18 protein-coding genes are annotated in these 23,434 nt (G+C 60.1%); 12 read left to right on the top strand and 6 right to left on the bottom strand.

The genetic code is table 11. From position 1 onward, the window contains the following. Positions 1-144: 144 nt before the first annotated feature. Together JOE39_RS17240 and JOE39_RS17245 are read right to left on the bottom strand one after the other, a co-directional pair. Positions 145-777, bottom strand: a complete 633-nt coding sequence (locus JOE39_RS17240; protein WP_210078545.1) for a 4'-phosphopantetheinyl transferase superfamily protein — start codon at positions 775-777, stop codon at positions 145-147. Beyond that, on the bottom strand, positions 774-4,814 hold the full coding sequence (locus tag JOE39_RS17245) for a Pls/PosA family non-ribosomal peptide synthetase (RefSeq protein WP_209995553.1): 4,041 nt from the start codon (positions 4,812-4,814) through the stop codon (positions 774-776). The genes JOE39_RS17240 and JOE39_RS17245 overlap by 4 nt, the downstream gene beginning before the upstream one ends. Positions 4,815-5,359: 545 nt before the next feature. On the opposite strand from JOE39_RS17245, the gene JOE39_RS17250 reads away from it, so the two are divergent. After that, positions 5,360-6,490 (top strand): Fic family protein, encoded by a 1,131-nt coding sequence (locus JOE39_RS17250; protein WP_161421597.1) that lies wholly within the window; start codon positions 5,360-5,362, stop codon positions 6,488-6,490. Positions 6,491-6,514: 24 nt separating this feature from the next. Here the strand turns inward: JOE39_RS17250 and JOE39_RS17255 are convergent, their stop codons facing one another. Both JOE39_RS17255 and JOE39_RS17260 read right to left on the bottom strand, forming a co-directional pair. Next, positions 6,515-7,741 (bottom strand): type II toxin-antitoxin system HipA family toxin, encoded by a 1,227-nt coding sequence (locus JOE39_RS17255; protein ID WP_161421595.1) that lies wholly within the window; start codon positions 7,739-7,741, stop codon positions 6,515-6,517. Then, on the bottom strand, positions 7,741-8,064 hold the full coding sequence (locus JOE39_RS17260; protein ID WP_003316216.1) for a helix-turn-helix transcriptional regulator: 324 nt from the start codon (positions 8,062-8,064) through the stop codon (positions 7,741-7,743). The genes JOE39_RS17255 and JOE39_RS17260 overlap by 1 nt, the downstream gene beginning before the upstream one ends. 310 nt (positions 8,065-8,374) lie before the next feature. On the opposite strand from JOE39_RS17260, the gene JOE39_RS17265 reads away from it, so the two are divergent. From JOE39_RS17265 to JOE39_RS17315, 11 genes are all read left to right on the top strand, one after another. Next, on the top strand, positions 8,375-9,460 hold the full coding sequence (locus JOE39_RS17265; protein WP_003422666.1) for an FUSC family protein: 1,086 nt from the start codon (positions 8,375-8,377) through the stop codon (positions 9,458-9,460). A gap of 10 nt (positions 9,461-9,470) precedes the next feature. Beyond that, positions 9,471-9,932: an Lrp/AsnC family transcriptional regulator gene (locus tag JOE39_RS17270; RefSeq protein ID WP_003395085.1), complete on the top strand. Its 462-nt coding sequence runs from the start codon at positions 9,471-9,473 to the stop codon at positions 9,930-9,932. A gap of 151 nt (positions 9,933-10,083) precedes the next feature. Then, positions 10,084-11,763, top strand: coding sequence for an NAD(P)/FAD-dependent oxidoreductase (locus tag JOE39_RS17275; RefSeq protein WP_209995550.1), 1,680 nt, complete (start codon positions 10,084-10,086; stop codon positions 11,761-11,763). 15 nt (positions 11,764-11,778) lie between these two features. After that, complete coding sequence (locus tag JOE39_RS17280; RefSeq protein ID WP_074909515.1) at positions 11,779-12,573, top strand: carbon-nitrogen hydrolase family protein; 795 nt, start codon at positions 11,779-11,781, stop codon at positions 12,571-12,573. 935 nt (positions 12,574-13,508) lie between these two features. Next, positions 13,509-15,797 carry a pyrroloquinoline quinone biosynthesis protein PqqF gene (gene pqqF, locus JOE39_RS17285; protein ID WP_057444936.1) on the top strand — a complete coding sequence of 763 codons (2,289 nt, stop codon included), beginning with the start codon at positions 13,509-13,511 and terminating at the stop codon, positions 15,795-15,797. A gap of 135 nt (positions 15,798-15,932) precedes the next feature. After that, a complete protein-coding gene (gene pqqA, locus JOE39_RS17290) occupies positions 15,933-16,007 on the top strand; it encodes a pyrroloquinoline quinone precursor peptide PqqA (protein WP_003422658.1) in 75 nt (24 codons plus the stop codon). A gap of 88 nt (positions 16,008-16,095) precedes the next feature. Further along, on the top strand, positions 16,096-17,007 hold the full coding sequence (gene pqqB, locus JOE39_RS17295) for a pyrroloquinoline quinone biosynthesis protein PqqB (protein WP_003316206.1): 912 nt from the start codon (positions 16,096-16,098) through the stop codon (positions 17,005-17,007). An 8-nt stretch (positions 17,008-17,015) separates the two neighbouring features. Then, complete coding sequence (pqqC, locus tag JOE39_RS17300; RefSeq protein ID WP_003402120.1) at positions 17,016-17,771, top strand: pyrroloquinoline-quinone synthase PqqC; 756 nt, start codon at positions 17,016-17,018, stop codon at positions 17,769-17,771. Then, positions 17,768-18,052 carry a pyrroloquinoline quinone biosynthesis peptide chaperone PqqD gene (pqqD, locus tag JOE39_RS17305; RefSeq protein WP_003393568.1) on the top strand — a complete coding sequence of 95 codons (285 nt, stop codon included), beginning with the start codon at positions 17,768-17,770 and terminating at the stop codon, positions 18,050-18,052. Before pqqC ends, pqqD begins: the two co-directional genes overlap by 4 nt. Further along, complete coding sequence (gene pqqE / locus JOE39_RS17310; protein WP_003393569.1) at positions 18,045-19,214, top strand: pyrroloquinoline quinone biosynthesis protein PqqE; 1,170 nt, start codon at positions 18,045-18,047, stop codon at positions 19,212-19,214. Before pqqD ends, pqqE begins: the two co-directional genes overlap by 8 nt. Further along, complete coding sequence (locus JOE39_RS17315) at positions 19,177-21,003, top strand: S9 family peptidase (protein ID WP_046266862.1); 1,827 nt, start codon at positions 19,177-19,179, stop codon at positions 21,001-21,003. The genes pqqE and JOE39_RS17315 overlap by 38 nt, the downstream gene beginning before the upstream one ends. Before the next feature lie 55 nt (positions 21,004-21,058). On the opposite strand, the gene JOE39_RS17320 is transcribed toward JOE39_RS17315, so the two are convergent. Together JOE39_RS17320 and JOE39_RS17325 are read right to left on the bottom strand one after the other, a co-directional pair. Next, entirely contained in the window at positions 21,059-21,220 is a 162-nt protein-coding gene (locus tag JOE39_RS17320) for a YqaE/Pmp3 family membrane protein (protein ID WP_002555565.1), read from the bottom strand. A 403-nt stretch (positions 21,221-21,623) separates the two neighbouring features. Then, complete coding sequence (locus JOE39_RS17325; RefSeq protein ID WP_004415706.1) at positions 21,624-23,402, bottom strand: acyl-CoA dehydrogenase C-terminal domain-containing protein; 1,779 nt, start codon at positions 23,400-23,402, stop codon at positions 21,624-21,626. Positions 23,403-23,434 lie beyond the last annotated feature (32 nt).

Below are 23,434 nucleotides of genomic sequence, written 5' to 3' on the forward strand. Positions count from 1 at the left end.
GGTCCAACGCGATACAGACGTTGCGGTGATAAGAGATGATGACCGCAGAGCGAAAAGCTCTGCGGGGGTGAGTGTCGATGCGGCTCAACAGGCCGCAAACCCCAATAGCGGAGAACACTGCTTGAGCTCAGAGGACGAGATCAATCAAGGTGCCGTGTGCCGCTCAGCCTGATTCATGTAGTCCATCAAAACCTGACTCAACGCCACCACCCCCACCATCCCCTCCCCCAATTCAACCTCGACCCCCACACCCTGCAACCCGCCCACTGCCGTCCATTCCTCAAGCGCCAAGCCGTGCAACTTCAAAAACGCTTCGCGCCTGCACCATGCCTTGGCAAACGCCATAGTGCGAATCGACTCGGGCAAGCCTGACAGGCCGGTAGCAACCTCAGCCCCCAGATAATCCTGCGCGACAGCATGCCAGTCCGGCACCGTCTGAACCTGCATCAAGTCCACGCCCACTGCGCCTTGGAGATTGATGGCAGCCAGCGAGCATCCGGTTTCGTGGCTGATGGAAAACCCGGGCACCGGCAGCCCGTCGATAAGCAATCGCGGCGCGACACCAGGGGCGCTGATGAACGTGATCGCGCCCGATGGCAATTCGAGCCACTGTTCCACGGCGGTACGCACGCAAGTCCGAATGCGGTTTCTGGCTTCATCCCTTGCACAGCCCGGCCTGGTAACGCAGCTGACCAGCAATACATTCTGCCGAGGGAAAGGCTTTGGCGGGGCAAGCCGGCCATCTTCATCGAATGCCCAGCTCGCCCCGCACTTCATGCCCTGTCAGGTGACGCGGGACAACCGGCCCAGCGGCTGCCGGCAGGGATGTGTTCGCCCTTCATGACCAGGGTCAGTGCGCCAAGGTGCGCATCGTTGCCTACGACGGCGCTGTACAGCACGGCGCTGCGTGGGCCCATGTACACGCGTTCGCCGATGCTGACGTGGTCGATCTTCATGACTCGGTCTTCAAACAGGTGGGTCTGCGGGCAGGCGCCAGCGTTCAATTCGCTGTCTGCGCCGATGCTGACGCAGTCGAATTCAGTGATGTCGGTCGTGTCCATGTAAACCCCGCGACCAATCTTGCAGCCGAGCACATTGAACGCCAGCGGCAACCACGGCGTGCCGCGCAAGTAGCGCATGAAGTTTGGCGCGGCCATGCCTTCGTACAGACTGGTGATGCCCTCCGAAAGCCATACGAAGGGCGTCCACATCGGGTCAGCGCGTTTGCGATAGCGGCCCATCACCAGCCATTTCAGGGCCGCAATCAGCAGAAAGTTACCCACGCTGTACGCCACGCCGATCACTGCAAGGTAGGCCAGCACCGCGCCCCAGCGCTTGTCGTCAGCGAGAGGCATCAGGTCAAGCATCACCGTGTAGCCGACGGCGATCACCACCGCGTGCGGGGTGACGATGCGCACGCCTTCGACAAGGCCGCGGGCCAGGCGTCGCAGTGGTGAAGGTTTGAAGGTCAGCGATTCGGGAGCGCCACTGACCTGCTCGCGGGCCGGCAGGTGGATCGGTGGGGAGCCCAGCCAGGTGTCGCCGTCGACTATTTTGCTGTTGTGCGGTGCGCAGGAATGGACGCCGATCAGGACGTTTTCCGGCAGTACCGTGCCGTCCGCGATGTATCCGCCGTTGCCGACAAAGCTGCGATGGGACACGACCGTGGGCTGCATGGTCATCCAGCCGCCGTCGATGCGCTCATCACCGAGCATCACCGCATCGGCGATAAAGGTTTCATCGCCCAGGGTCAGCATGTCCGGGATGACGCCCTGCGCACTGGAGATCTCGGCATCACGCCCTACTTTCGCGCCCAACAGCCGATACCAGAAGGGCGAATACACCGTGGCGTAGATGCCGGACAGCACGTTGAGGCTCGCTTCCTGAATCTGGCTGATCAGCCATTTGGCGCAGTAGGTATTGCTGTGCACCTCATAACGGCCCGGTTTGAGGCGCGGGAAAACGATCCAGCGCAATGCCGCAGACGCCAGAACAGTCGCGACAATCAGCACCGCACTGGCCGGGAACGCGAGCAGGAAATAGCGCGCCAGTTGTCCCAGTGGCCCGCTGCCCTCGAACCATGGCAAGACATGCTGCGTGTCGAACCAGTCGATCAGGAAAAAGGTCGGGAAGACCGGGATGAAGAACAGCGTCGCGATCAGCAGTACGCCGAAGGCGAAGAACAGTTTTTCTGCCCGCAAACGCGCAGGGCTGGTCACAGGCCGCGCAGGTTGACCGAGCGTATCGAACGCGCCGACATCACGCGCTGGCGAGCCCTGCCAGATGCGTCCAGCGGGAACTTCCCGACCATCGGCCATGGCCGATTGGGCTTCCAGATGCCCCCACGGGCCTACAGCCGTATTGCCTTCCATGATCACGTAAGAGCCGACACAGGCATTGTCCTGCAAGGCGATACGCCCCAAATGCAACTGGCCCCGTTCAACCCGCGCATTTTCGAAGCTGACACCGTTGCCGACGCTGACCCCGTCACCGATTTCCAGCAGGTCATGAGCCCGTACTGTAGCCCCGCCGATAATCACGTCCTGCCCGATTTTCGCGCCCAGTGCGCGCAGCCACAGAGGATAAAGTGAAGAGCCGCTCAGCAGATAAGTCGGCGCCGACTCGACCATGCGGTCTGCGGCCCACCAGCGAAAGTAGGTAACGCCCCACAGCGGATAGATCCCAGGCTTAAGGCGGCCGACGATCAGCCACTTGGCTGCCAGCGCGATGAAAAACTGCAGAACGGTGGCAATCAGAAACACCGAGATCGACGCCAGAGTGGCCAGCGCGACAGAGTCGTCGGGCGAGCCGGTGAGCAGGTGATAGGTAAAGAACGGTGCGAGCCACTGGGTCATGCGCAGGCTGACCATGACCGGCAATGCCAGCGCCTGGGCCACGCCGCAGCGCCAGCGACGCCAGGCTGACGGAGGCGTCCAGTCCACCGGCGCGTCCACCTCTTGTGGCGCCTGGTCCAGCACTTTGGCAATCGCCCCGATACGCCGATGCTGGTAAATGTCGCGCACCGTGACTTGGGCGAAACGCGGGTTGGCCCGCAGCGCCGAGGCCAGACGCGCGGCAAAGAAGGAATGCCCACCCAGATCGGTAAAAAAGTCCGCATCGCGGCGGATCGGCATGCCGGGGAAGAGCGTGCTCAGCGCGGCAAACAGTGCGATCTCACCTTCGGTTTGCGCCACATCGGAGTCTGCGCTGGCGGCCTTGGCATCCACCGTCAACGGCCGGGCCTTGAGCGTTTTGCGATCGATTTTGCCGGACGTGAGGCGCGGCATGCTGTCGAGCAGTTCGAAGTGTCCCGGGACCATGTACGGCGGCAACTGTGCCTGCAGGGTTTTGCGCAACTGACTTGTGAATGCGGAAGGCGCAGAAGTGTCGCTCACCAGATAGGCAATCAGCTGATCAACGCCCGCCTCGTTGCGCAACAGGACGGCAACGGTGCCCACGCCAGGCTGTTGCGCCAACAGCGATTCAATCTCGCCCAGTTCGACGCGAAAGCCGCGAATTTTTACCTGATCGTCGGCCCGCCCGAGGCACTGCACCTGCCCTTCGTCGTCGATCCGGGCAAGGTCGCCGGTTCGGTACAGACGCGCATCGTGATAGCCGGTGGACCATGGGTTCGGCAGGAATTTTTCCTGGGTCAGGTCCGGTCGGCCAAGATACCCCTCGGCCAGGCCGGGGCCGATAATGCACAGCTCACCGACCTCACCACGCGGCAGCAGGCTGGGCGCCAGGGTGCTCCCGACCGCAGAATCGTTGGCGATGACCAACAGCCCGTAATTGGGTAACGGTTTGCCAATCGACACCGGGCGACCACGCGAAAGACGCGCCAGGCTGGCCGATACAGTGGCTTCGGTAGGGCCGTAGGTGTTGAACATCTGCCGGTTCGGCGTTGCCCAGCGATCTACCAGCGACTCAGGGCACATCTCGCCGCCCAGGTTGATCAAGCGCAAGCCGGGAACGTCTTCGCTGAACAGCGCCAGCAAAGTGGGCACCGCATGCAAGACGCTGATGCGCTGCTCATTCAGCAAGCGCGGCAGGGTTTCGGGGTCACCGCTGGTTTCCTTCGGGCCTATCCACAGCGTCGCGCCCACCAGATAGGCAATCCAGATTTCTTCGAAGGACATGTCGAAGGCCACGGAAAAGCCCTGGTAAACCCGGTCGCTGGCCCGAATGCCGAGTATCGCGTTCTCGCTGCGCAGAAAATGGCAGATGCTGCGCTGGGAAATCAGAATGCCCTTGGGCTTGCCCGTAGAGCCGGAGGTATAGATCACATAGGCTGGATGTTCGGGAAGCACACCATTGCGGCGCACCAACGCTGCGTCGGTCGGCGTCAGCAGGTGTTCGGCAGTCCACACCTTCAAGCCGGTATCGGCCAACACCGGCATCAACGCATCACAGGAAACCAGCCCGACTGCGCTGGCGTCCTCCAGGCAAATCTGCAGGCGCTCCACCGGCGTGTCCTGATCCAAGGGCAGCCAGGCAGCGCCCGCCTTGGCGATGCCGGCCTGCATGACCAGCAGCTCGATGCCGCGTGGCAACCATAGACCGACAATGTGCCCCGGCCGAACACCCGCATCGATCAGCGCAGAAGCCACCTGATCGGCCTGCCGGTCCAGCTCGCCATAACTGATCTGACGCTCGCCGAAGATCAATGCCACATGCTGCGGATTGCGCCGGGCACTGGCTTCGAGCAGATCGGCCAGCACTTCCTCACGTAGCAGCTCAGGTTGAATAGGACCGTAAATCACGTCCAGCGATTGTTCGTTCTGGCCTAGCGTCGACAGGTTCAGGTTATTCATGGCAGCAGGTATTAGCTCGTCTGAAGGAGGTGCCTGAGATTTTCTGGTTATGAGCCGGTCCGTCAGCGATTGGCGCGAATTCTGTGGTCGTTGCGTGTCCGGAATATGTCCGTTTTGATACATCTTGGCTGGAGCGCTGCAGCTCTCACCGAGGCAAGAGAACAGGCTGGCAAGGCGAATATGGCAAAGGCTGGCTGTACGAATCTTGAACAACAAAACGAAGGTGGCGGATTGCCCACCAGGTGTTCATGTGTCGGACTTGCAACTCAATGAGCAAAAGCAGAGGTCGTTGAACAGCGCCCTGGTCCGGGGCTATACAGTTGATCTAGCAGGATGCGGTGTGAGAGTCACCCGCCACATTGCTGCGCGAGTTACAGCAGACGCCTCACACTTCGGGTTCAATGACTCACAGACCGTGATGAGCTCTCACGTAATCCGTGCCGCCTCGATAAGCACATCTGGACGGTGAGCCGAATAATCACCACAATCGGCTCACTTCATGAGCCGATTAACTTTTTATTCGGCTCACTGCATAGGCGGATACGATGTCCGAACATCTCTGGATCTGGCAACAGCCGAACTGGCCGCGCTTCCATTGGCGCGAAGAACGCCTTGCACCGTTGATACGAGCGTGCGCCAAGGCTCAAGGTCGCTTGCTGGGTATGAGCGGTGCAGTGGGTGGCGATGCGCAAATGTGCGAGGGCTTGAATGCCCTGCTGCAGAATATCGTCACTTCGTCCGCCATCGAAGGCGAGCGACTGAATGCAGATTCTGTCAGGTCGTCGCTGGCACGCCGCCTGGGGATCGCCGATAACGGCAAGCATAGCCCTCGCAGCGAGGGGTTGGCCGAGCTGATGCTGGACGCCACACGTGGTCATGATCAGCCACTTGACTTGCAACGTCTGTGTACCTGGCATCGCTGGCTGTTCCCGGAAGAGGACAGCTTTGTGTCTGCTCGCATCCTGGTTGGTCAATTGCGTAGCGACGAACCTATGCAGGTGGTCTCAGGGAGACTTGATCGACACATCGTGCATTTTGAAGCGCCACCGCGGGCTGGACTTGAGCAACAGCTGGAAGATTTTCTCGACTGGTTTGCCAGCAGTCAAAGTGATCCGACGCTCGATCCATTCGTGCGGGCAGGTATCGCGCATTTCTGGTTTGTAACCCTGCATCCGTTTGACGACGGCAATGGTCGCCTGACTCGGGCCATTACAGACCTGGCGCTGACTCAGGGCGATCAGCAAGCCATACGACTGTTTGCCATGTCCGCCAGCATCCTTGCTGACCGCGCCGGCTATTACCACGTTCTGGAGACCAGTCAGAAAAGCACGACCGATATCACCGAGTGGCTGGAATGGTTCCTGCGCACATTGTTGAAAAGCATTGAAAACGCCTTGGTTCATATAGAACGAGTACTGGGCAAAACGCGATTTTGGCTATTACATCGCGACAACGACCTGAGCGTCGAACAGGTCAAGGTGCTGAATCGGCTACTGGATGGCGGCGAGCGTGGCTTTGAGAACGGTCTGAGCGCAGCGCAGTATCAGGCAGTGGCGAAGGTCTCGAAGGCCACCGCTACCCGCCACTTAAGTGATCTGCTTGCCAAAAACTGCCTGGTTCGCCTACCCGGTGGAGGCCGCAGCACTCGCTACCAGATCAATCTGCCCTTGCCGTAGAACCCTACACAGCAGAAGGAGCTGCTAGCGCTTCAGACGTGCGCCACTGGTCGCATCGACTGTAGCATCCAGTTCCGCACCGGACAGAAACTGGCTGTAGTAATCATGCAGTTCGGCTTCCCAACCGGCCACCTCGTCCAGCGCCGCCTCGGCTTGTTCCTTGCTCAAGGCAAAGTGAGCGTGCTGACTGAGCAGATTGCCTCGGTTGAGACGCGACCCTTCGATGCCGACTGACATGGCAAGTGCCTGAGCAGGCCCTTCGTCCAGAATGGGCAGTACGTCGTACATCGGCGATAACCTCCAGCCACCTTCTTTCCAGATGACTGCGTGGTTACGGGGATGGTCATCGGCATTGCCGACCAGCACGTTGTAGGCCATGCGCCGATACAGCGCCTGCCGATCAACGTCAGGCGCACCACGACGATACAGCTCATCGGCGAGTGCCGCATATTGCCAGTCGGGGTGCGTACGGGCCTTCCACTCGGCGTCCAGCAAGGTCAAGCCGCTGAGCATCGGCAGTCGGCGGAAGCGATGGGTTTGCTCATCAAAAGCGCGGTCGAAACGCTCGACCAACAGTGTATTGATCCGCTCGCCGCGATACAGAGAGGTGTTGGCCGCCTGCAACCCTTTAAGCCCTGCGAAGGTCATGCAGGCGTGCTCAACGGAGGGCAGGTCATAGTGATCGAATTTGTCGCGAGGCTTGGCCAGAATCAGTTTTCTGTCGCCCAGATAAGTTCGCTTGGGGCGTGCGCCACCAGCGGAAGATCGCTGATCCCTTACCTTCAGAACCTCCAGCTGCTCGGCGCTGAGCTGGCTGTCATAGATCGCTTCACAGGCATCGATGAAATGATCGAGCCCTTTGGCACGAAAGGCTTTGGGAGGCGTCTGGCCCAGCCCGTCCTGCGCGACACGCGACAGGCCGGCCATGATATTGCCCGCTCTGTCGCTGTTGGGCGACTTGAGCAGCAGCTGTATCGAGTCCAACGGGCCTTTTTCAACCCGATGCAGCAACCGCTCTCCCCAACCATCGGGCATGGCATCATCGATAAAACCCGGGACGCCACCATTTTTAGTCACGGTGTAGGATCGCGTGGACAGTGGATACCTGAAAGGATCCGGCACCCAGATGTTTTCCTGCACCGCATCCGGTGCATATTGGAATGTCCCGACGCCAGCCTGAATCGTCAGCTTGCCCAGCGTCAGTCTCTCTCCGCTGACAGGGCATTCCATGTAGATATAAGCCTGGGCCATCAGAAGTCCTCCGGCTTGTGTCGAGGCAGGCGGACACGCTTTCGGTCGGCAGCTTCAAGCTGCTCGACACTGAACGACTCGTCATCCCTAAGCCCTTGAAACAATCGCTCCGACACCCCCAGCCCCCAGACCACCAGCATGAAGTCACGCAGCGATACGCCTTCGGCATTCCCTGCCTCGATACGTCGAAACGTACGAAGCGAGATGCCCAGCCTTTCGGCAAGATCGACCTGGCGGATGCCTTGCTGCAACCTGGTCTGCTTTACCAGCAGGGCAATGCGCAAAAGCGTGTCGGTGCACTGAACGGGGAAAAAAGCCTTCATGAGCAGTTACCAGCGGGCAGGCGCAGGAGTTCGAGAAAAAACAAAGTAACACGGATAGCTACGTGGACCCGAAAATAATAGATCACGAAAGAACACATTAACCCTCATAAAGTGTCATTAAGTGACATCTTAATTACACATAAAAATCGTGATCACTGCCCTCGGCGCTTCATTCCTACACCTTAAGTGCGCAATGCCACGTCACTGATCATCGACATACCCCACCCATACCCCATCAAAATGTGGCTTACTGAGGACTGCCATCATCCAATCAGGGAATCTCTTCCCTACCCTCGCGGTCTCTTAACGCATGACGAATTCGCGCTCTGCTTTCATACCCTCCTGGCTTCGCCCTGTTCTGCGTCCTTTGCTGGACCCGTATCGCCGTTATCGGCATGCGCGGCTGATCCACGCGGCGCGGATTGCGGTGGGCCTGCTGGTGACTATTCTGCTGACCACTGGCCTCAACCTGCCCCATGGCGAGTGGGCGTCGGTGACCATGCTGATCGTGATCGGCGGTTTGCAGCATCACGGCAATATCGGCAAGAAGTCGGTCGAACGGGCCTACGGAACGTTGATCGGTGCCGGTCTCGGTCTGATCGTGGTGGTCCAGCAGGGCTATCTGGAAATGCCGTTGCTGACCTACGCAATGATGTCGGTGATGTGCGGTTTCTTCGCCTATCACGCCATTGGCAAAGGCGGTTACACCGCGCTGCTGTCGGCGATCACGTTGTTCATCGTTGCCGGTCATGGTTACAACCCGATCAGTGACGGCCTGTGGCGTACCGTCGATATCCTGATTGGTATCGCGCTGGCCCTGGCGTTCTCCTTCGCCCTGCCGCTGTATGCGGTGTTTTCCTGGCGCTACAATTTGGCCAGTGGTTTGCGTGACTGCGCCAAGGTCTACGGGCGCATCGTGCAGGGCCAGCCGGTTACCGCTGACGAGCATTTGAAACTGACCGCCAGGCTCAACGGAACGATGCTGCAATTGCGCTCGCTGCTGCCGTCGGTGTCCAAGGAAGTGAAGATGTCCATGGTCGAGCTGGACGCCATTCAGGGCCACTTCCGCATGTGCCTGAGCACCCTGGAGATTCTTGCCAATATTCGCCCGGCGAACCTGAATCAGCTTGCTGACGAGACACTCAAGGCATCGTTGGACGCTGACTACCGCCAGATTCGCCGGCAACTGATCGGCATGGCGCGCGCCCTGCAAACCGGGGCCACCGAGCGTCTGGAACGTACGACGGAAACACCAGAGACACCAGCGACACCTGCAGTGAAGGCCGTCATCCCTACCGAGCTGAAGGGCTACCACTTGATGACTCAGCAGTTGGCGCTCAACCTCGACGGCCTGCAGGCGCGTCTGGCCAAGACCGCCAAACGCTGGAAGTTTTAAGGAACCGCCCGTGCCCGATACCCGCCCGCCTGTACTGGATGAAATTGATCGCCAGCTGATTGCCGCGCTGCAAATCAACGCGCGTGAAAGCGTCGCCATGCTCGCCAGGCAACTGGGCATCGCCCGCACCACCGTCACCTCGCGGCTCGCGCGCCTGGAAAGCAGCAAAGTGATTACCGGTTACGGCGTGCGCCTTGGCCAGCGCGTGGTCAGTGGCGGGTTGCAGGCGTATGTCGGCATCACCGTACAACCCCGCTCGGGCAAGGAAGTGGTGCGGCGCCTCAGTGCCATGGCGCAGGTTCAGCAACTCTGTGCGGTGAGTGGCGAGTTCGATTATGTCGCCTGGCTGCGCACGGATTCTCCCGAGCAACTGGACCAGTTACTGGACCTGATCGGCAGCGTGGATGGTGTCGAGAAGACCACGACCTCGATCATCCTCAGCAGCAAGATCGACCGCGGCCAGCCGGTGTAACTGAACGCCTCGATCGATCAACCATACAAACCGACCAGCATATTCGTCACTTAGCCAAAACAAACAGCATATCGACGACACTTTGCGTCTTATTAACGTGTCCGCCCTTCTCTAGACTGTTGTTTTTCGCCGTTGCCCATCAAGGTCCGTCATGAAGAACAACCGTCACCCCGCCAACGGCAAAAAGCCAATCACCATGTTCGGCCCCGATTTCCCCTTCGCCTTCGATGACTGGATTGAGCACCCGAAAGGCCTGGGCAGCATCCCTGTGGAGAACCACGGCGCTGAGGTGGCAATTATCGGTGCCGGGATAGCCGGTCTGGTGGCGGCCTACGAATTGATGAAGATGGGCCTCAAGCCGGTGGTGTACGAAGCCTCGAAAATGGGTGGCCGCCTGCGCTCGCAGGAGTTCGAAGGCGCCAAAGGCATCGTTGCCGAACTGGGCGGCATGCGCTTTCCGGTGTCCTCGACAGCGTTCTTCCATTACGTCGACAAGCTGGGCCTTGAGTCCAGGCCCTTCCCCAACCCGCTGACTGCGGCGTCCGGCAGCACGGTTATCGACCTGGAAGGCACCACCTACTACGCACAAATGCTCTCGGACCTGCCGGCGCTGTTTCAGGAGGTCGCCGACGCCTGGGCCGACGCACTGGAAAGCGGCTCGCAGTTCGGGGACATCCAGCAGGCCATCCGCGATCGCGATGTGCCGCGCCTCAAAGAACTGTGGAACAAGCTGGTGCCGTTATGGGACGACCGCACGTTCTATGACTTTGTCGCGACCTCCAAGGCCTTCGCCAGCCTGTCTTTCTTTCACCGCGAAGTGTTTGGCCAGGTGGGCTTCGGCACGGGCGGCTGGGACTCGGACTTCCCCAACTCGATGCTGGAAATCTTCCGCGTGGTGATGACCAACTGCGATGAGCACCAGCATCTGATCGTCGGCGGCGTGCAGCAAGTGCCGGTTGGCTTGTGGAGCCATGTACCCGAGCATTGCGCGCACTGGCCCAAGGGCACCAGCCTGTCGTCGTTGCACCGCGGCGCACCACGTCCCGGCGTGAAGCGCATTGCACGCGCCGAGGATGGCAGTTTTGCGGTGACTGACAATTGGGGCGACACCCGGCAGTACGCTGCCGTGCTGACCACCTGCCAGAGCTGGCTGCTGACCACGCAGATCGAGTGCGAAGAGTCGCTGTTTTCGCAGAAAATGTGGATGGCCCTGGACCGCACCCGCTACATGCAGTCGTCAAAGACCTTCGTGATGGTCGACCGCCCGTTCTGGAAGGACAAAGACCCGGAAACCGGTCGCGACCTGATGAGCATGACCCTCACCGACCGGCTGACCCGTGGCACTTACCTGTTCGATAACGGCGACGACAAACCCGGCGTGATCTGCCTGTCCTATTCGTGGATGAGCGATGCTCTGAAGATGCTCCCGCAGCCCATCGAGAAGCGGGTGAAGCTGGCGCTGGACGCCTTGAAGAAGATCTACCCTAAAGTGGACATCGCAGCGCGGATCATCGGTGATCCGATTACCGTGTCATGGGAAGCCGATCCGCACTTCCTGGGTGCGTTCAAGGGTGCATTGCCGGGCCATTACCGCTATAACCAGCGCATGTACGCGCACTTCATGCAGCAAGATATGCCCAGCGAACAGCGCGGCATGTTCATCGCCGGCGACGATGTGTCCTGGACACCGGCGTGGGTCGAAGGCGCTGTGCAGACTTCACTGAACGCCGTGTGGGGGATCATGAACCACTTCGGCGGCAAGACTCACGCCGAGAACCCCGGCCCCGGTGATGTGTTCCACGAAATCGGCCCGATTGCACTGGGCGACTGACATAAGGAAAACCCCATGCGCGTTGCGCTGTATCAATGCCCGCCATTGCCGCTGGATGTCAGCGGCAACCTGACTCGCCTGGAACAGCAGGCTCAGGCCGCCGCCGAGCAAGGGGCACAGCTGCTGATCTGTCCGGAAATGTTCCTCAGCGGCTACAACATCGGCGCTCAGGCTGTCGGTGAGCTGGCGCAGACGCAGGACGGTCCGGCAGCGACGCGCATTGCCACCATCGCACAGGCCAGCGGCATTGCGATCCTCTACGGCTATCCGGAACGTGCTGCCGATCGGCAGATCTACAACGCTGTACAGTTGATCGACAGCCAGGGCACACGCCTGTGCAACTACCGCAAGACACATCTGTTCAGCGATCTGGACAAGTCGATGTTCGCCGCAGGCGACGATCATTACCCGGTGGTCGAATTGAATGGCTGGCGCTTGGGCCTGCTGATTTGCTACGACGTGGAATTCCCTGAAAACACCCGTCGGCTGGCCCTGGCAGGGGCCGAGTTGATTCTGGTCCCCACCGCAAACATGCTGCCTTACGATTTCGTCTGCGACGTGACGGTTCGGGCGCGGGCCTTCGAGAATCACTGCTACGTGGTGTATGCCAACTACTGCGGCAGCGAAGGCGCGATTTGTTACTGCGGGCTCAGCAGCCTCTGCGCGCCGGACGGCAGCCGTCCATTGCTGGCAGGTCAGGACGAAGCGCTGCTGGTCGGCACGCTGGACAAGTCACTGCTGGCCCAGGCCAGAACCGCGAACGACTACTTCATGGATCGCCGCCCGGCGCTTTATACGTCGCTGACTTGATCAGATCAGCCGGATGGATCATTCCCACACCAGAGCGTGCGGAATAATCCTATAACTATCGTGCCCACGCTCCGCGACCATCGTCATACACAAGCCCGCTTTTGATTCTGGCCGGAGCCCGTAGCGAACGTGTTCGCGAAGACGCTCGCTCAGGCGATACATTTTTGGAAACCTTAACGGCCCCTTCGCGGAAAAGTCCGCTCCTACGCCCGTTGGGCAGAATCAAAAACAGCCTCCTGCCCGAGGGGTAGGAGCGAACTTGTTCGCGAAGACGGTCTTTCAAGCGATGCATTTTCGGAAAGCTTAACGGCCCCTTCGCGGACAAGTCCGCTCCTACGCCCGTTGGGCAGAATCAAAACGGCCTCCTGCCCGAGAGGTAGGAGCGAACTTGTTCGCGAAGACGCTCGCTCAGGCGATGCATGTTCGGAAGGCTTGGCGACCCCTTCGCGGGCAAGTCCGCTCCTACGCCCGTTGGGCAGAATCAAAAACGGCCTCCTGCCCGAGGAGTAGGAGCGAACGTGTTCGCGAAGACGCTCGCTCAGGCGATACATTTTTGGAAACCTTAACGGCCCCTTCGCGGACAAGTCCGCTCCTACGCCCGTTGGCCAGAATCAAAAACAGCCTTCTGCCCGAGGGGTAGGAGCGAACGTGTTCGCGAAGACGGTCTTTCAAGCGATGCATTTTCGGAAAGCTTGACGGCCCCTTCGCGGACAAGTCCGCTCCTACGCCCGTTGGGCAGAATCAAAAACAGCCTTCTGCCCGAGGGGTAGGGGCGAACTTGTTCGCGAAGACGGTCTTTCAAGCGATGCATTGTCGGGAAGCTTGGCGGCCCCTTTGCGTCCTCTATTTCGCAGCTTTGAGCAGCAGGCTCGCGATCAGGTCAGCTAATCCGCTAGCATGACGCCTCGCCTCGCACAGCTTTCCGGACGCCCCTCATGCCTGCCGCACACGCCACTGACACTCAACGCCTCACGCTGGCCAACGGTCTGAATGTGGTGCTGTGTCACGAGCCACGGCTCAAGCGCTGTGCGGCCTCGTTGCGCGTGGCAGCCGGCAGTCACGATGCGCCTCGGGCTTGGCCAGGGTTGGCGCATTTTCTGGAGCATCTGTTTTTCCTCGGCACCGAACGCTTCCCGGCCGGGGACAACTTGATGACCTTTGTGCAGCGTCATGGCGGGCAGGTCAATGCCAGCACCCGCGAGCGCACCACTGACTTCTTCTTCGAACTGCCGCAAGCCGCCTTCGCCCAAGGGCTGGAGCGCCTGTGCGACATGCTTGCCAAGCCGCGCATGGACATCGCAGATCAATTGCGCGAACGCGAAGTGCTGCACGCCGAATTCATCGCCTGGCTCGGCGATAGCGCATCCCGCGATCAGGCGCGCCTACTGACAGCGATCAACCCACAGCATCCGCTGCGCGGCTTTCACGCCGGCAATCGCTATAGCCTGCCAGTGCCCAACCCGGCTTTTCAGCAAGCGTTGAAAGACTTTTATCGAGGCTTCTATCAAGCCGGACAGATGACCCTGTGCCTGACTGGCCCGCTGCCGATCGCTGAATTACAGGCGCTGGCGACAAACCACGGCACAGTTTTCGCCAGCGGGATGAAGCTCAAACAGCGCCCGCCTCCAGCATTGATGGCCAGTCCTCGACAGGCTGGCGAGCAAAACCATCTGCTGTTTGCTGTTGAGGACTTGCCGGACAAGGCTGACGAAGCGGTGGCCTTCTTCTGTCACTGGCTCAATGCAGCGCAGCCTGGCGGACTGGTTGCCGAGTTGGTCCGCAAGGGGCTTGGCACTTCACTGCACGCCGCGCCGCTTTACCAGTTCGGCGGGCAGCTTTTGCTGGATATCGAGTTTACGGGCGACCTGGCGAACGCGACCCCTATCAGCAGCCTGCTTTTCAGCTGGCTCGGTTTCTTCAAGGCTCACTGGCCAACGCGAATCGAGGAATACCACCGTCTCGAACAACGCCGTCTGCAGATGTGCGGAGCATTGGCTCTGGCAAACCACCACTGTCGCCAAACGCCCGCGCAGTTGAGCGAGCAAGGCCAAAAAGCCTTAAGCGCATTACTGTCGAAGCTCACCGCTGATGTGGATAACCTCGATCCAGAGCCGGTCACTTGGCACCTGCCAGCGCCGAATCCGTTTCTTGGTACGGCAGCGGACGACCCCGCTGAAGCCGCGCTGTACCTGCGCTGGCAACTGCCGTCCCCGCAACCCGCTTTCTGGCGGAGACTCGATGCCGCGCTCAAGCCACTGGTCGAAGACGCACGTCAGGCCGGGGTAACCCTGACCTTCACTGCGTACGGCCCTTATTGGCAGCTTCAATTGAACGGCTTGCGCGAACCGATGGTGGCGGTCCTGCAACAAAGCCTGCAGCGCTTGCAGCACCCCGATGCACACACGCTGGAACACGACGAACCGGTATTGATCCCGATTCGTCAGTTGCTCAAGCAGCTTGCCGATCACTACCTGCGCAGTGACCCGGAGGTGGCCATAAGCGACCTTCCTGACGTATGGGCGGCTTCGCGCTGGAGCAGTTTAACCAGCGGCTTCGACCCGGCCCGCCAGTCAATGCTGGACGCGGTGTTGAATGCGGCACCCGGCGTTCGGCAAACCTCCCCGCCCGATCTGCCGACCATTCGCGCTGGCAAGCACTGGGCGACGCAAGTATCGTCCTCCTCGGAAGACGCCGTGCTGGTGTTCTGCCCCGCGCCCACGACTTCCATCGAAGATGAAGCCGCCTGGCGTCTGCTCGCGCACCTGGCCCAAGCGCCGTTCTATCAGCGGCTGCGGGTCGAACTGCAATTGGGCTACGCGGTGTTCAGTGGCCTCAGGCAGATCGACGGACGGACCGGCTTGCTGTTCGGCGTGCAATCACCCACCAGCAGTGCCCAACAGCTGTTTGCGCACATCGGGGCCTTTATCGGCAAACTGCCGCAACTGGTGCGCGACGCAGATTTGCCTGAACAGGCAAACGCCCTTGCAGCGCAGTTCGAGCCGTCGAGCCTGCCGCAGCAACAGCGTGCCGACCTGCAGTGGCAGGCTCAACTTGCCGGGCACCGGGGTGACCATGCGCAGACCTTGCAGGGGGCTCTGTCAAATCTGGATACACACTCGTTGCTGGCCTCTGCGGATCAGTTGATCAGCGCCACAGGGGGCTGGCTGATCGTGGCCAATCGCCCTGCCAGCGCGGCCGTTCCGCAATCCTTACCTGAACAGTAATGGTCTTTTCTGCAGATTCCGAACCTGTCCAATTGTGAAATTGAGTAACATAGCTCCCTAAGCATCTGAACGTATGCCTCCAGCGATGCACTAAGATGTAGTCACCCAACGCTGCACTTATCCGAGGAGATTTTTATGTCGTGGACTAAACCTGCTTACACTGATCTGCGTATCGGTTTTGAAGTCACCATGTACTTCGCAAGCCGTTGATTTCAGTGCGCTGTGAAGCCTCGGTTCGCCGGGGCTTTTTTTATGGTTATGGCTGTTTTTTATTTCAGAGCGTGTCCCGGGAGCTGTCATGTACATCCAGATTCTAGGTTCTGCTGCTGGCGGTGGATTCCCCCAGTGGAACTGCAACTGCGTCAATTGCGCAGGTTTTCGCGACGGCAGCCTGCGTGCCCATGCGCGGACCCAGTCGTCCATTGCGCTGTCCGACGACGGTATCAACTGGGTGCTGTGCAACGCCTCACCGGATATTCGCGCGCAATTGCAGGGCTTTGCGCCGATGCAGCCCGGGCGCACATTGCGTGACACCGGCATCAGCGCGATCGTGTTGATGGACAGCCAGATCGACCACACCACCGGCCTGCTCAGCCTGCGTGAAGGCTGCCCGCATCAGGTGTGGTGTACCGACATGGTTCATGAGGACCTGAGCACCGGCTTCCCGCTGTTCGAAATGCTCAAGCACTGGAACGGCGGCCTGACCTGGAACCGCATCGAGTTGCAGGGCAGCTTCGTGATTCCGGCCTGCCCGAACCTGCGCTTTACGCCCTTCCCGCTGCGCAGCGCCGCCCCGCCCTACTCGCCACACCGTTTCGACCCGCACCCGGGCGACAACATCGGCCTGCTGGTCGAAGACACCCGCACTGGCGGCAAGCTGTTCTATGCCCCAGGCCTGGGCAAGGTCGATGAAGCACTGGCCGAGAAGATGCGTGACGCCGACTGCCTGCTGGTCGACGGCACCATGTGGGACGACGACGAAATGCAGCGCCGTGGCGTGGGCACGCGCACCGGCCGGGAGATGGGCCATCTGGCACAGAACGGCCCCGGCGGCATGCTGGAAGTCCTCGAAGGCTTCCCCGAGCAGCGCAAGGTGCTTATCCACATCAATAACACCAACCCGATTCTCGACGAAGACTCCCCGGAACGTGCGGAGCTGGTTCGTCGCAACGTCGAAGTGGCCTTCGATGGCATGAGCATCGAGCTTTAGGAGCTGACATGAGCGAAGCGACTGCGCTGTCCCCCGCCGAATTCGAACAGGCCTTGCGCGCCAAGGGTGCCTATTACCACATCTATCACCCGTTCCATGTGGCGATGTACGAGGGCCGAGCGACCCGCGAGCAGATTCAGGGCTGGGTCGCCAACCGTTTCTACTATCAAGTGAACATTCCACTCAAGGACGCGGCGATTCTGGCCAACTGCCCGGATCGCGAGATCCGTCGCGAGTGGATTCAGCGCCTGCTCGATCATGACGGTGCGCCCGGCGAAGACGGCGGCATCGAAGCCTGGCTGCGCCTGGGCCAGGCCGTGGGACTGGACCCGGACCAGCTGCGCTCGCAGGAACTGGTGCTGCCAGGCGTGCGGTTTGCCGTCGACGCGTACGTGAACTTCGCCCGCCGCGCCAATTGGCAGGAAGCCGCCAGCAGCTCGTTGACCGAACTGTTCGCACCGCAGATCCACCAGTCGCGTCTGGACAGCTGGCCGCAGCACTACCCGTGGATCGATCCGGCCGGCTACGAATATTTCCGCACTCGCCTGGGTCAGGCCCGACGCGATGTAGAGCACGGCCTCGCCATCACGTTACAGCACTACACTACGTACGAAGGTCAGCAGCGTATGCTGGAAATCCTGCAGTTCAAACTCGATATCCTGTGGAGCATGCTCGATGCGATGTCCATGGCCTATGAGCTGAACCGCCCGCCGTATCACAGCGTCACAGACCAAAGGGTCTGGCATAAGGGGATTACGCTATGAAGCACGATCCGCAGTTCCGAGCGTTGACACCCAAATGGCATCAGGGCTATCGCTTCCAGTACGAGCCTGCGCAAAAGGCGCATGTGGTGCTTTACCCTGAGGGCATGATCAAACTGAATGAAAGCGCGGCCCTGATCGGCGGGCTGATCGATGGCAAGCGCACCATCGCCGCCGTCATTGATGAGCTTCATCAGCAGTTCCCCAATGTTCCCGAACTGGGCATGGACGTCGACGAGTTCATGGAAGGCGCCAAAAAGAAAAACTGGATCGATCTTGTCTGACATAGCACCCGTCACCAACACCCCGTACATACCGCCCACTCCCGAGGTCGGCCTGCCACTGTGGCTGCTCGCCGAGCTGACCTATCGCTGCCCGCTGCAGTGCCCGTATTGCTCAAACCCCCTGGATTTTGCCAAACAGGGCCAGGAGCTGAGCACCGAGCAGTGGTTCAAGGTCATGCAGGAAGCGCGGGAAATGGGTGCGGCGCAGATCGGCTTTTCCGGCGGCGAGCCGCTGGTGCGCCAGGACCTCGCCGAACTGATCGCCGAGGCGCGGCGTCTGGGCTTCTACACCAACCTGATAACCTCGGGCATCGGCCTCACCGAAGAGAAGATCATCGCCTTCAAGGAAGCAGGCCTGGACCACATCCAGATCAGCTTTCAGGCCAGCGACGAGCAGGTCAACAACATGCTCGCCGGCTCGAAAAAAGCCTTCGCGCAGAAGCTGGAGATGGCCAAGGCGGTTAAAAAGCACGGCTACCCGATGGTGCTGAACTTCGTCACCCACCGGCACAACATTGATCGCATCGACAAGATCATCGAGCTGTGTCTCGCGCTGGAAGCGGACTTCGTCGAACTGGCGACCTGTCAGTTCTATGGCTGGGCGCACCTGAACCGCCTCGGCCTGCTGCCGACCAAAGATCAACTGGTCCGCGCCGAAGCCGTCACCAACGAATACCGCGCCCGGCTGGAGGCAGAAAATCACCCATGCAAACTGATTTTCGTCACTCCTGATTATTACGAAGAGCGTCCCAAAGCCTGTATGAACGGCTGGGGCAATATCTTCCTGACCGTGACACCGGATGGCACGGCGCTGCCCTGCCACGGTGCGCGGCAGATGCCGATCCAGTTCCCCAATGTGCGCGATCACAGCATGCAGCACATCTGGTATGACTCGTTCGGCTTCAATCGCTTTCGCGGTTACGACTGGATGCCCGAGCCGTGCCGTTCGTGTGACGAGAAGGAAAAGGATTTCGGTGGCTGTCGCTGCCAGGCCTTCATGCTGACCGGCGACGCCGCCAATGCCGACCCGGTGTGCAGCAAATCCTATCACCACGGGATCATCACTCAGGCTCGTGACGAGTCCGAAACCGCTACTCAAACCATTGAAGAGCTGGCCTTTCGCAATGACCGAAACTCACGACTCATCGCAAAATCCTCCTGAACGCCTGAGCGCTGCGCAAGCGGTCGCGGCAGGCGTTGACTTCGCCGAACTGGATGTCAGCTCGGCGGGCCTGTTCTGGAACGAATACCGCCCCGAAGACGGCGCCAGCCGCATCTGGCACTGGTACGCCAACAGCAAGCGCTGCCTGACGCCACAAGGCTTCAGCGTACGCAGCCGGGTGTATGAGTATGGCGGTGGTTCATTCTGCCTCGCCGACGACGCCGTAGTCTTCGTCAACGAGCGCGATCAGCAACTGTATCGACAGGCACTGGACGCCAGCGAGCCGGTGGCGCTGACCGAGGGCGACAAGCGCTACGGCGGCGTGTTCTTCAGCGGCGGCCAGATTCTGGCCGTTGAAGAGGACCGCAACACGCATCGACTGGTGGCTATCGAGCTGACTGACGGCAAGCGCCAGTTGCTGGCCGAAGGCGCTGATTTCTACTCATCGCCGATTGTCAGTGCCGACGGCGGACGCCTGGCCTGGATCGAATGGCAGCGCCCGCATCAGCCGTGGACCAGCACTCGCTTGATGTGTGCAACGAAACAGGACGACGGCAGTTGGGCCACTGCGCAGTGCATCGCAGGCGATGGTGCGCAAGAGTCTCTGCAACAACCGCGCTTCGATGCCCATGGGCGTCTGTATTGCCTGACTGATCGTGCAGGTTACTGGCAGCCGTGGGGCGAATCGCCTTCCGGGTTTGCGCCGCTTCCCGCCCGTCCGGCGGATCATGCGTCAGCGCCTTGGCAAATGGGCAGCTGCACCTGGCTGCCGATCAACGATGGTTACCTGGCGAGCTGGTTTGCAGAAGGTTCAAGTGTTCTGGGGCTGTGCCAGGCCGACGGCAGCGTCGAGGATTTCAGCGCAGGCTACAGTCGCTTTCGCAGCCTCGCCATTGACGAAGAGTTCGTCTATTGCATTGCGGCCTCGGCCATAAGCACCTCTGCGGTACTGGCCATTTCTCGCCACGACGCCAGTGTTCACGTACTTGCCGGAGGCGGGTCGCCGCTGCCGGCCGACCAGATCAGCCGTCCTCAGACGTTGCGTTACCCCAGTGGCGGGGCCGAGGCTTATGGCTACTTCTATCCGGCCATGACCGGCGCAGAAAAACCGCCGCTGGTGGTGTTCATCCATGGTGGCCCGACCTCTGCCTGCTACCCGGTGCTGGACCCGCGCATTCAGTACTGGACACACCGAGGCTTCGCCGTCGCAGACCTCAATTATCGCGGCAGCAGCGGCTACGGTCGCGTGTACCGGCAAGGCCTGCACCTCACCTGGGGCGTGGCGGATGTCGAAGACGCCTGTGCAGTCGTGAAGCATCTGGCCGAGCGCGGCCTGATTGACGAACGACAGGCTTTTATTCGCGGCGGCAGTGCAGGTGGCTACACCACGCTCTGCGCGCTGGCCTTCCACGACGTATTCCGCGCAGGTGCCAGTCTGTACGGGGTCAGCGACCCGGTGGCACTGGCCAGGGCGACGCATAAGTTCGAAGGTGATTATCTGGACTGGCTGATCGGCGATCCCGACAAGGACATAGAGCGCTATCAGGCTCGTACACCCCTGCTGCACGCCGACAGCATCAGCGTGCCGGTCATTTTCTTTCAGGGCGAACTGGATGCCGTGGTGGTTCCCGAACAGACCCGGTCCATGCTCAAGGCCTTGCAGGACAACGGTATCAAGACCGAAGCGCACTTTTATGCGGACGAGCATCATGGGTTCCGCAAGGCAAATAACCTGGCAGATGCGCTGGAGAAGGAATGGCGTTTCTATCGGGATGTGCTGGATGCCTGATCAGGCCGTGTGATCGTTCCCGCATCAGGGAACGATCAGCGAGTGCGACGAGGTATTACTTACGCGAAACGATGATGTAAATCGCGTGGATGATGCCCGGGATATAACCCAGCAGGGTCAGCAGGATATTCAACCAAAAAGCGCCAGCAAAGCCTACTTGCATGAACACGCCTACCGGAGGCAGCAGAATGGCGAAAATGATACGAATGATGTCCATGAAAAGCTCCTGATTGATTGGCTCTGATTGGCCATACAGCTAATCGACCCTGGCCGGCGGTGAGGGTTCAACCGGCTCTGGCACCGCGCCATTATTCTTTAGCGGGAGGGGCTCAGGACAAGCATTGCAACACGGGCACAGCAGCGTGTGCTGCGAGCGGAAAGAAAACAGAATTGTCAAAACGCAAACAAAGAAAACCCCGCCGAAGCGGGGCTTTCCAGACTGTTTCCCTGATTTCCCTTTCACCCCGCCATCCTGGCAGGCTTCCCTACGTGTCCCTGTTATGTCTTGTTGCGCTTCCTGCGCTACGTCCATGAACAAAGATTAACTTTGGATCCCTTTCTTGGGAAGAGGCCAATTGGCGTCACGTAGTGTAAGCAAATGCTTACAAGACTTTTCAGGGTCAGAATTGTGACGCCTTCAACAGGTACAACGACTCGCTGCCCGCGCGCACCGAGGCATCCAGCGAGTGAATACGCGGCAGCAGACGTGCGAAGTAGAAGCGTGCGGTCCCCAGTTTGCTTGCGTAGAACTCCTCCTGCTGCTCTTTACCCAGTGCTGCCTTGGCCATCATGGCCCACATGTAGGCATACGCCGTGTAACCGAACAGATGCAGGTACTCCACAGAGGCTGCGCCAATTTCATTGGGGTTGTTGCGCGACCGATCCAGCACCCAGCCGGTCAGTTCATCGAGCATGTTCAAGGCTTTGCTCAGCGGCTGAGTGAACTCGCTGAGCGCGTTGCTTGAGCCGTTGATGAACTGGCGGACTTCATCGGAGAACAACTGATAGAGCGCGCCATTCGAACCGACGATCTTGCGCCCGACCAGGTCCAGCGCCTGAATGCCGTTGGTGCCTTCGTAGATCTGCGTGATACGCACGTCACGCACCAGTTGTTCCTGGCCCCACTCGCGGATGTAGCCATGGCCGCCGAATACCTGCTGGCCATGGATGGTGGTTTCCAGACCGATATCACTCAGGAACGCCTTGGAGACCGGTGTCAGCAGCGCCGCCAGATCATCGGCACGCTTGCGCGCGGTATCGTCTTCGCTGAACTTGGCAATATCCAGTTGCAGAGCGACGTAGCTGGAAAACGCCCGGCCGCCTTCGTTGAAGGCTTTCATGGTCAACAGCATGCGACGCACGTCAGGGTGGACGATGATCGGGTCAGCGGCTTTGTCCTTGTTCTGCGCACCGGTCGGGGCACGACTCTGCAGACGGTCCTGCGCATACTCAACGGCGGCCTGATAAGAACGCACGCCAGACGCAAGCCCTTGGATACCCACGCCGAGGCGCTCGTAGTTCATCATCGTGAACATCGCCGCCAGGCCCTTGTTCGGCTCACCGATCAGGTAACCGGTGGCGGCATCGAAGTTCATCACGCACGTTGCAGACGCCTGGATGCCCATCTTGTGCTCGATCGAGCCACAACTGACGGCGTTGCGCTCGCCGACGCTGCCGTCGTCACCGACCATGAACTTGGGCACCAGAAACAACGAGATGCCTTTCGGGCCGGGCGGTGCATCCGGCAACTTGGCCAGCACCAGATGGATGATGTTTTCGGTCAGGTCGTGTTCGCCACCGGTGATGAAAATCTTGCTGCCGGTGATCTGGTAAGCGCCGTCCGCCTGGGGTTCGGCGCGAGTGCGAATGATGCCCAGATCCGTACCGGCGTGAGCCTCGGTAAGGCACATCGACCCGGCCCAGACGCCTGAATACATATTGGGCAGAAATTTGGTCTTGAGCGCTTCGGTCGCGTGGGTGTCTATCGACACGCAGGCGCCGGAGGTGAGCATCGCGTACAGACCGAACGCCAGGCTGGCAGAGTTGAGCATCTCTTCGACCTGAGCCGACACCACCTTGGGCATGCCCATGCCGCCAAATTCGGGGTTACCGCCCACACCGACCCAGCCGCCTTCTGCGTAGATCTTATAGGCCTCGGGAAAACCTGCAGGAGTGGTGACGACGGTGTCCTTCCAGTGGCAGCCCTCCTCGTCACCGTTGCGGCTCAGCGGCGCAATGGTCTTGCTGGTCACTTTACCGGCTTCTTCGAGAATGGCTTCGACCGTTTCAGCGTCGACGGTTTCGGCCAGCTCGGGCAGTTGAGCCCAGAGCTTGGACACCTCGAAGACTTCATTGAGGACGAAGCGCATATCGCGCAGTGGCGCTTTATAGTCAGCCATGGCAAACCTCGTGAACACGGATCGAAATGCTT

The organism is Pseudomonas sp. PvP100 (assembly GCF_017833055.1).
Classification (GTDB): Bacteria; Pseudomonadota; Gammaproteobacteria; order Pseudomonadales; family Pseudomonadaceae; genus Aquipseudomonas; species Aquipseudomonas syringae.

Bases quoted from the DNA above. Each gene is read 5' to 3' on its own strand.
- JOE39_RS17240 (WP_210078545.1), bottom strand. From the start codon at position 777: ATGAAGTGCGGGGCGAGCTGGGCATTCGATGAAGATGGCCGGCTTGCC.
- JOE39_RS17245 (WP_209995553.1), bottom strand. From the start codon at position 4,814: ATGAATAACCTGAACCTGTCGACGCTAGGCCAGAACGAACAATCGCTG.
- JOE39_RS17250 (WP_161421597.1), top strand. From the start codon at position 5,360: ATGTCCGAACATCTCTGGATCTGGCAACAGCCGAACTGGCCGCGCTTC.
- JOE39_RS17255 (WP_161421595.1), bottom strand. From the start codon at position 7,741: ATGGCCCAGGCTTATATCTACATGGAATGCCCTGTCAGCGGAGAGAGA.
- JOE39_RS17260 (WP_003316216.1), bottom strand. From the start codon at position 8,064: ATGAAGGCTTTTTTCCCCGTTCAGTGCACCGACACGCTTTTGCGCATT.
- JOE39_RS17265 (WP_003422666.1), top strand. From the start codon at position 8,375: ATGACGAATTCGCGCTCTGCTTTCATACCCTCCTGGCTTCGCCCTGTT.
- JOE39_RS17275 (WP_209995550.1), top strand. From the start codon at position 10,084: ATGAAGAACAACCGTCACCCCGCCAACGGCAAAAAGCCAATCACCATG.
- JOE39_RS17280 (WP_074909515.1), top strand. From the start codon at position 11,779: ATGCGCGTTGCGCTGTATCAATGCCCGCCATTGCCGCTGGATGTCAGC.
- pqqF (WP_057444936.1), top strand. From the start codon at position 13,509: ATGCCTGCCGCACACGCCACTGACACTCAACGCCTCACGCTGGCCAAC.
- pqqB (WP_003316206.1), top strand. From the start codon at position 16,096: ATGTACATCCAGATTCTAGGTTCTGCTGCTGGCGGTGGATTCCCCCAG.
- pqqC (WP_003402120.1), top strand. From the start codon at position 17,016: ATGAGCGAAGCGACTGCGCTGTCCCCCGCCGAATTCGAACAGGCCTTG.
- pqqD (WP_003393568.1), top strand. From the start codon at position 17,768: ATGAAGCACGATCCGCAGTTCCGAGCGTTGACACCCAAATGGCATCAG.
- JOE39_RS17315 (WP_046266862.1), top strand. From the start codon at position 19,177: ATGACCGAAACTCACGACTCATCGCAAAATCCTCCTGAACGCCTGAGC.
- JOE39_RS17320 (WP_002555565.1), bottom strand. From the start codon at position 21,220: ATGGACATCATTCGTATCATTTTCGCCATTCTGCTGCCTCCGGTAGGC.
- JOE39_RS17325 (WP_004415706.1), bottom strand. From the start codon at position 23,402: ATGGCTGACTATAAAGCGCCACTGCGCGATATGCGCTTCGTCCTCAAT.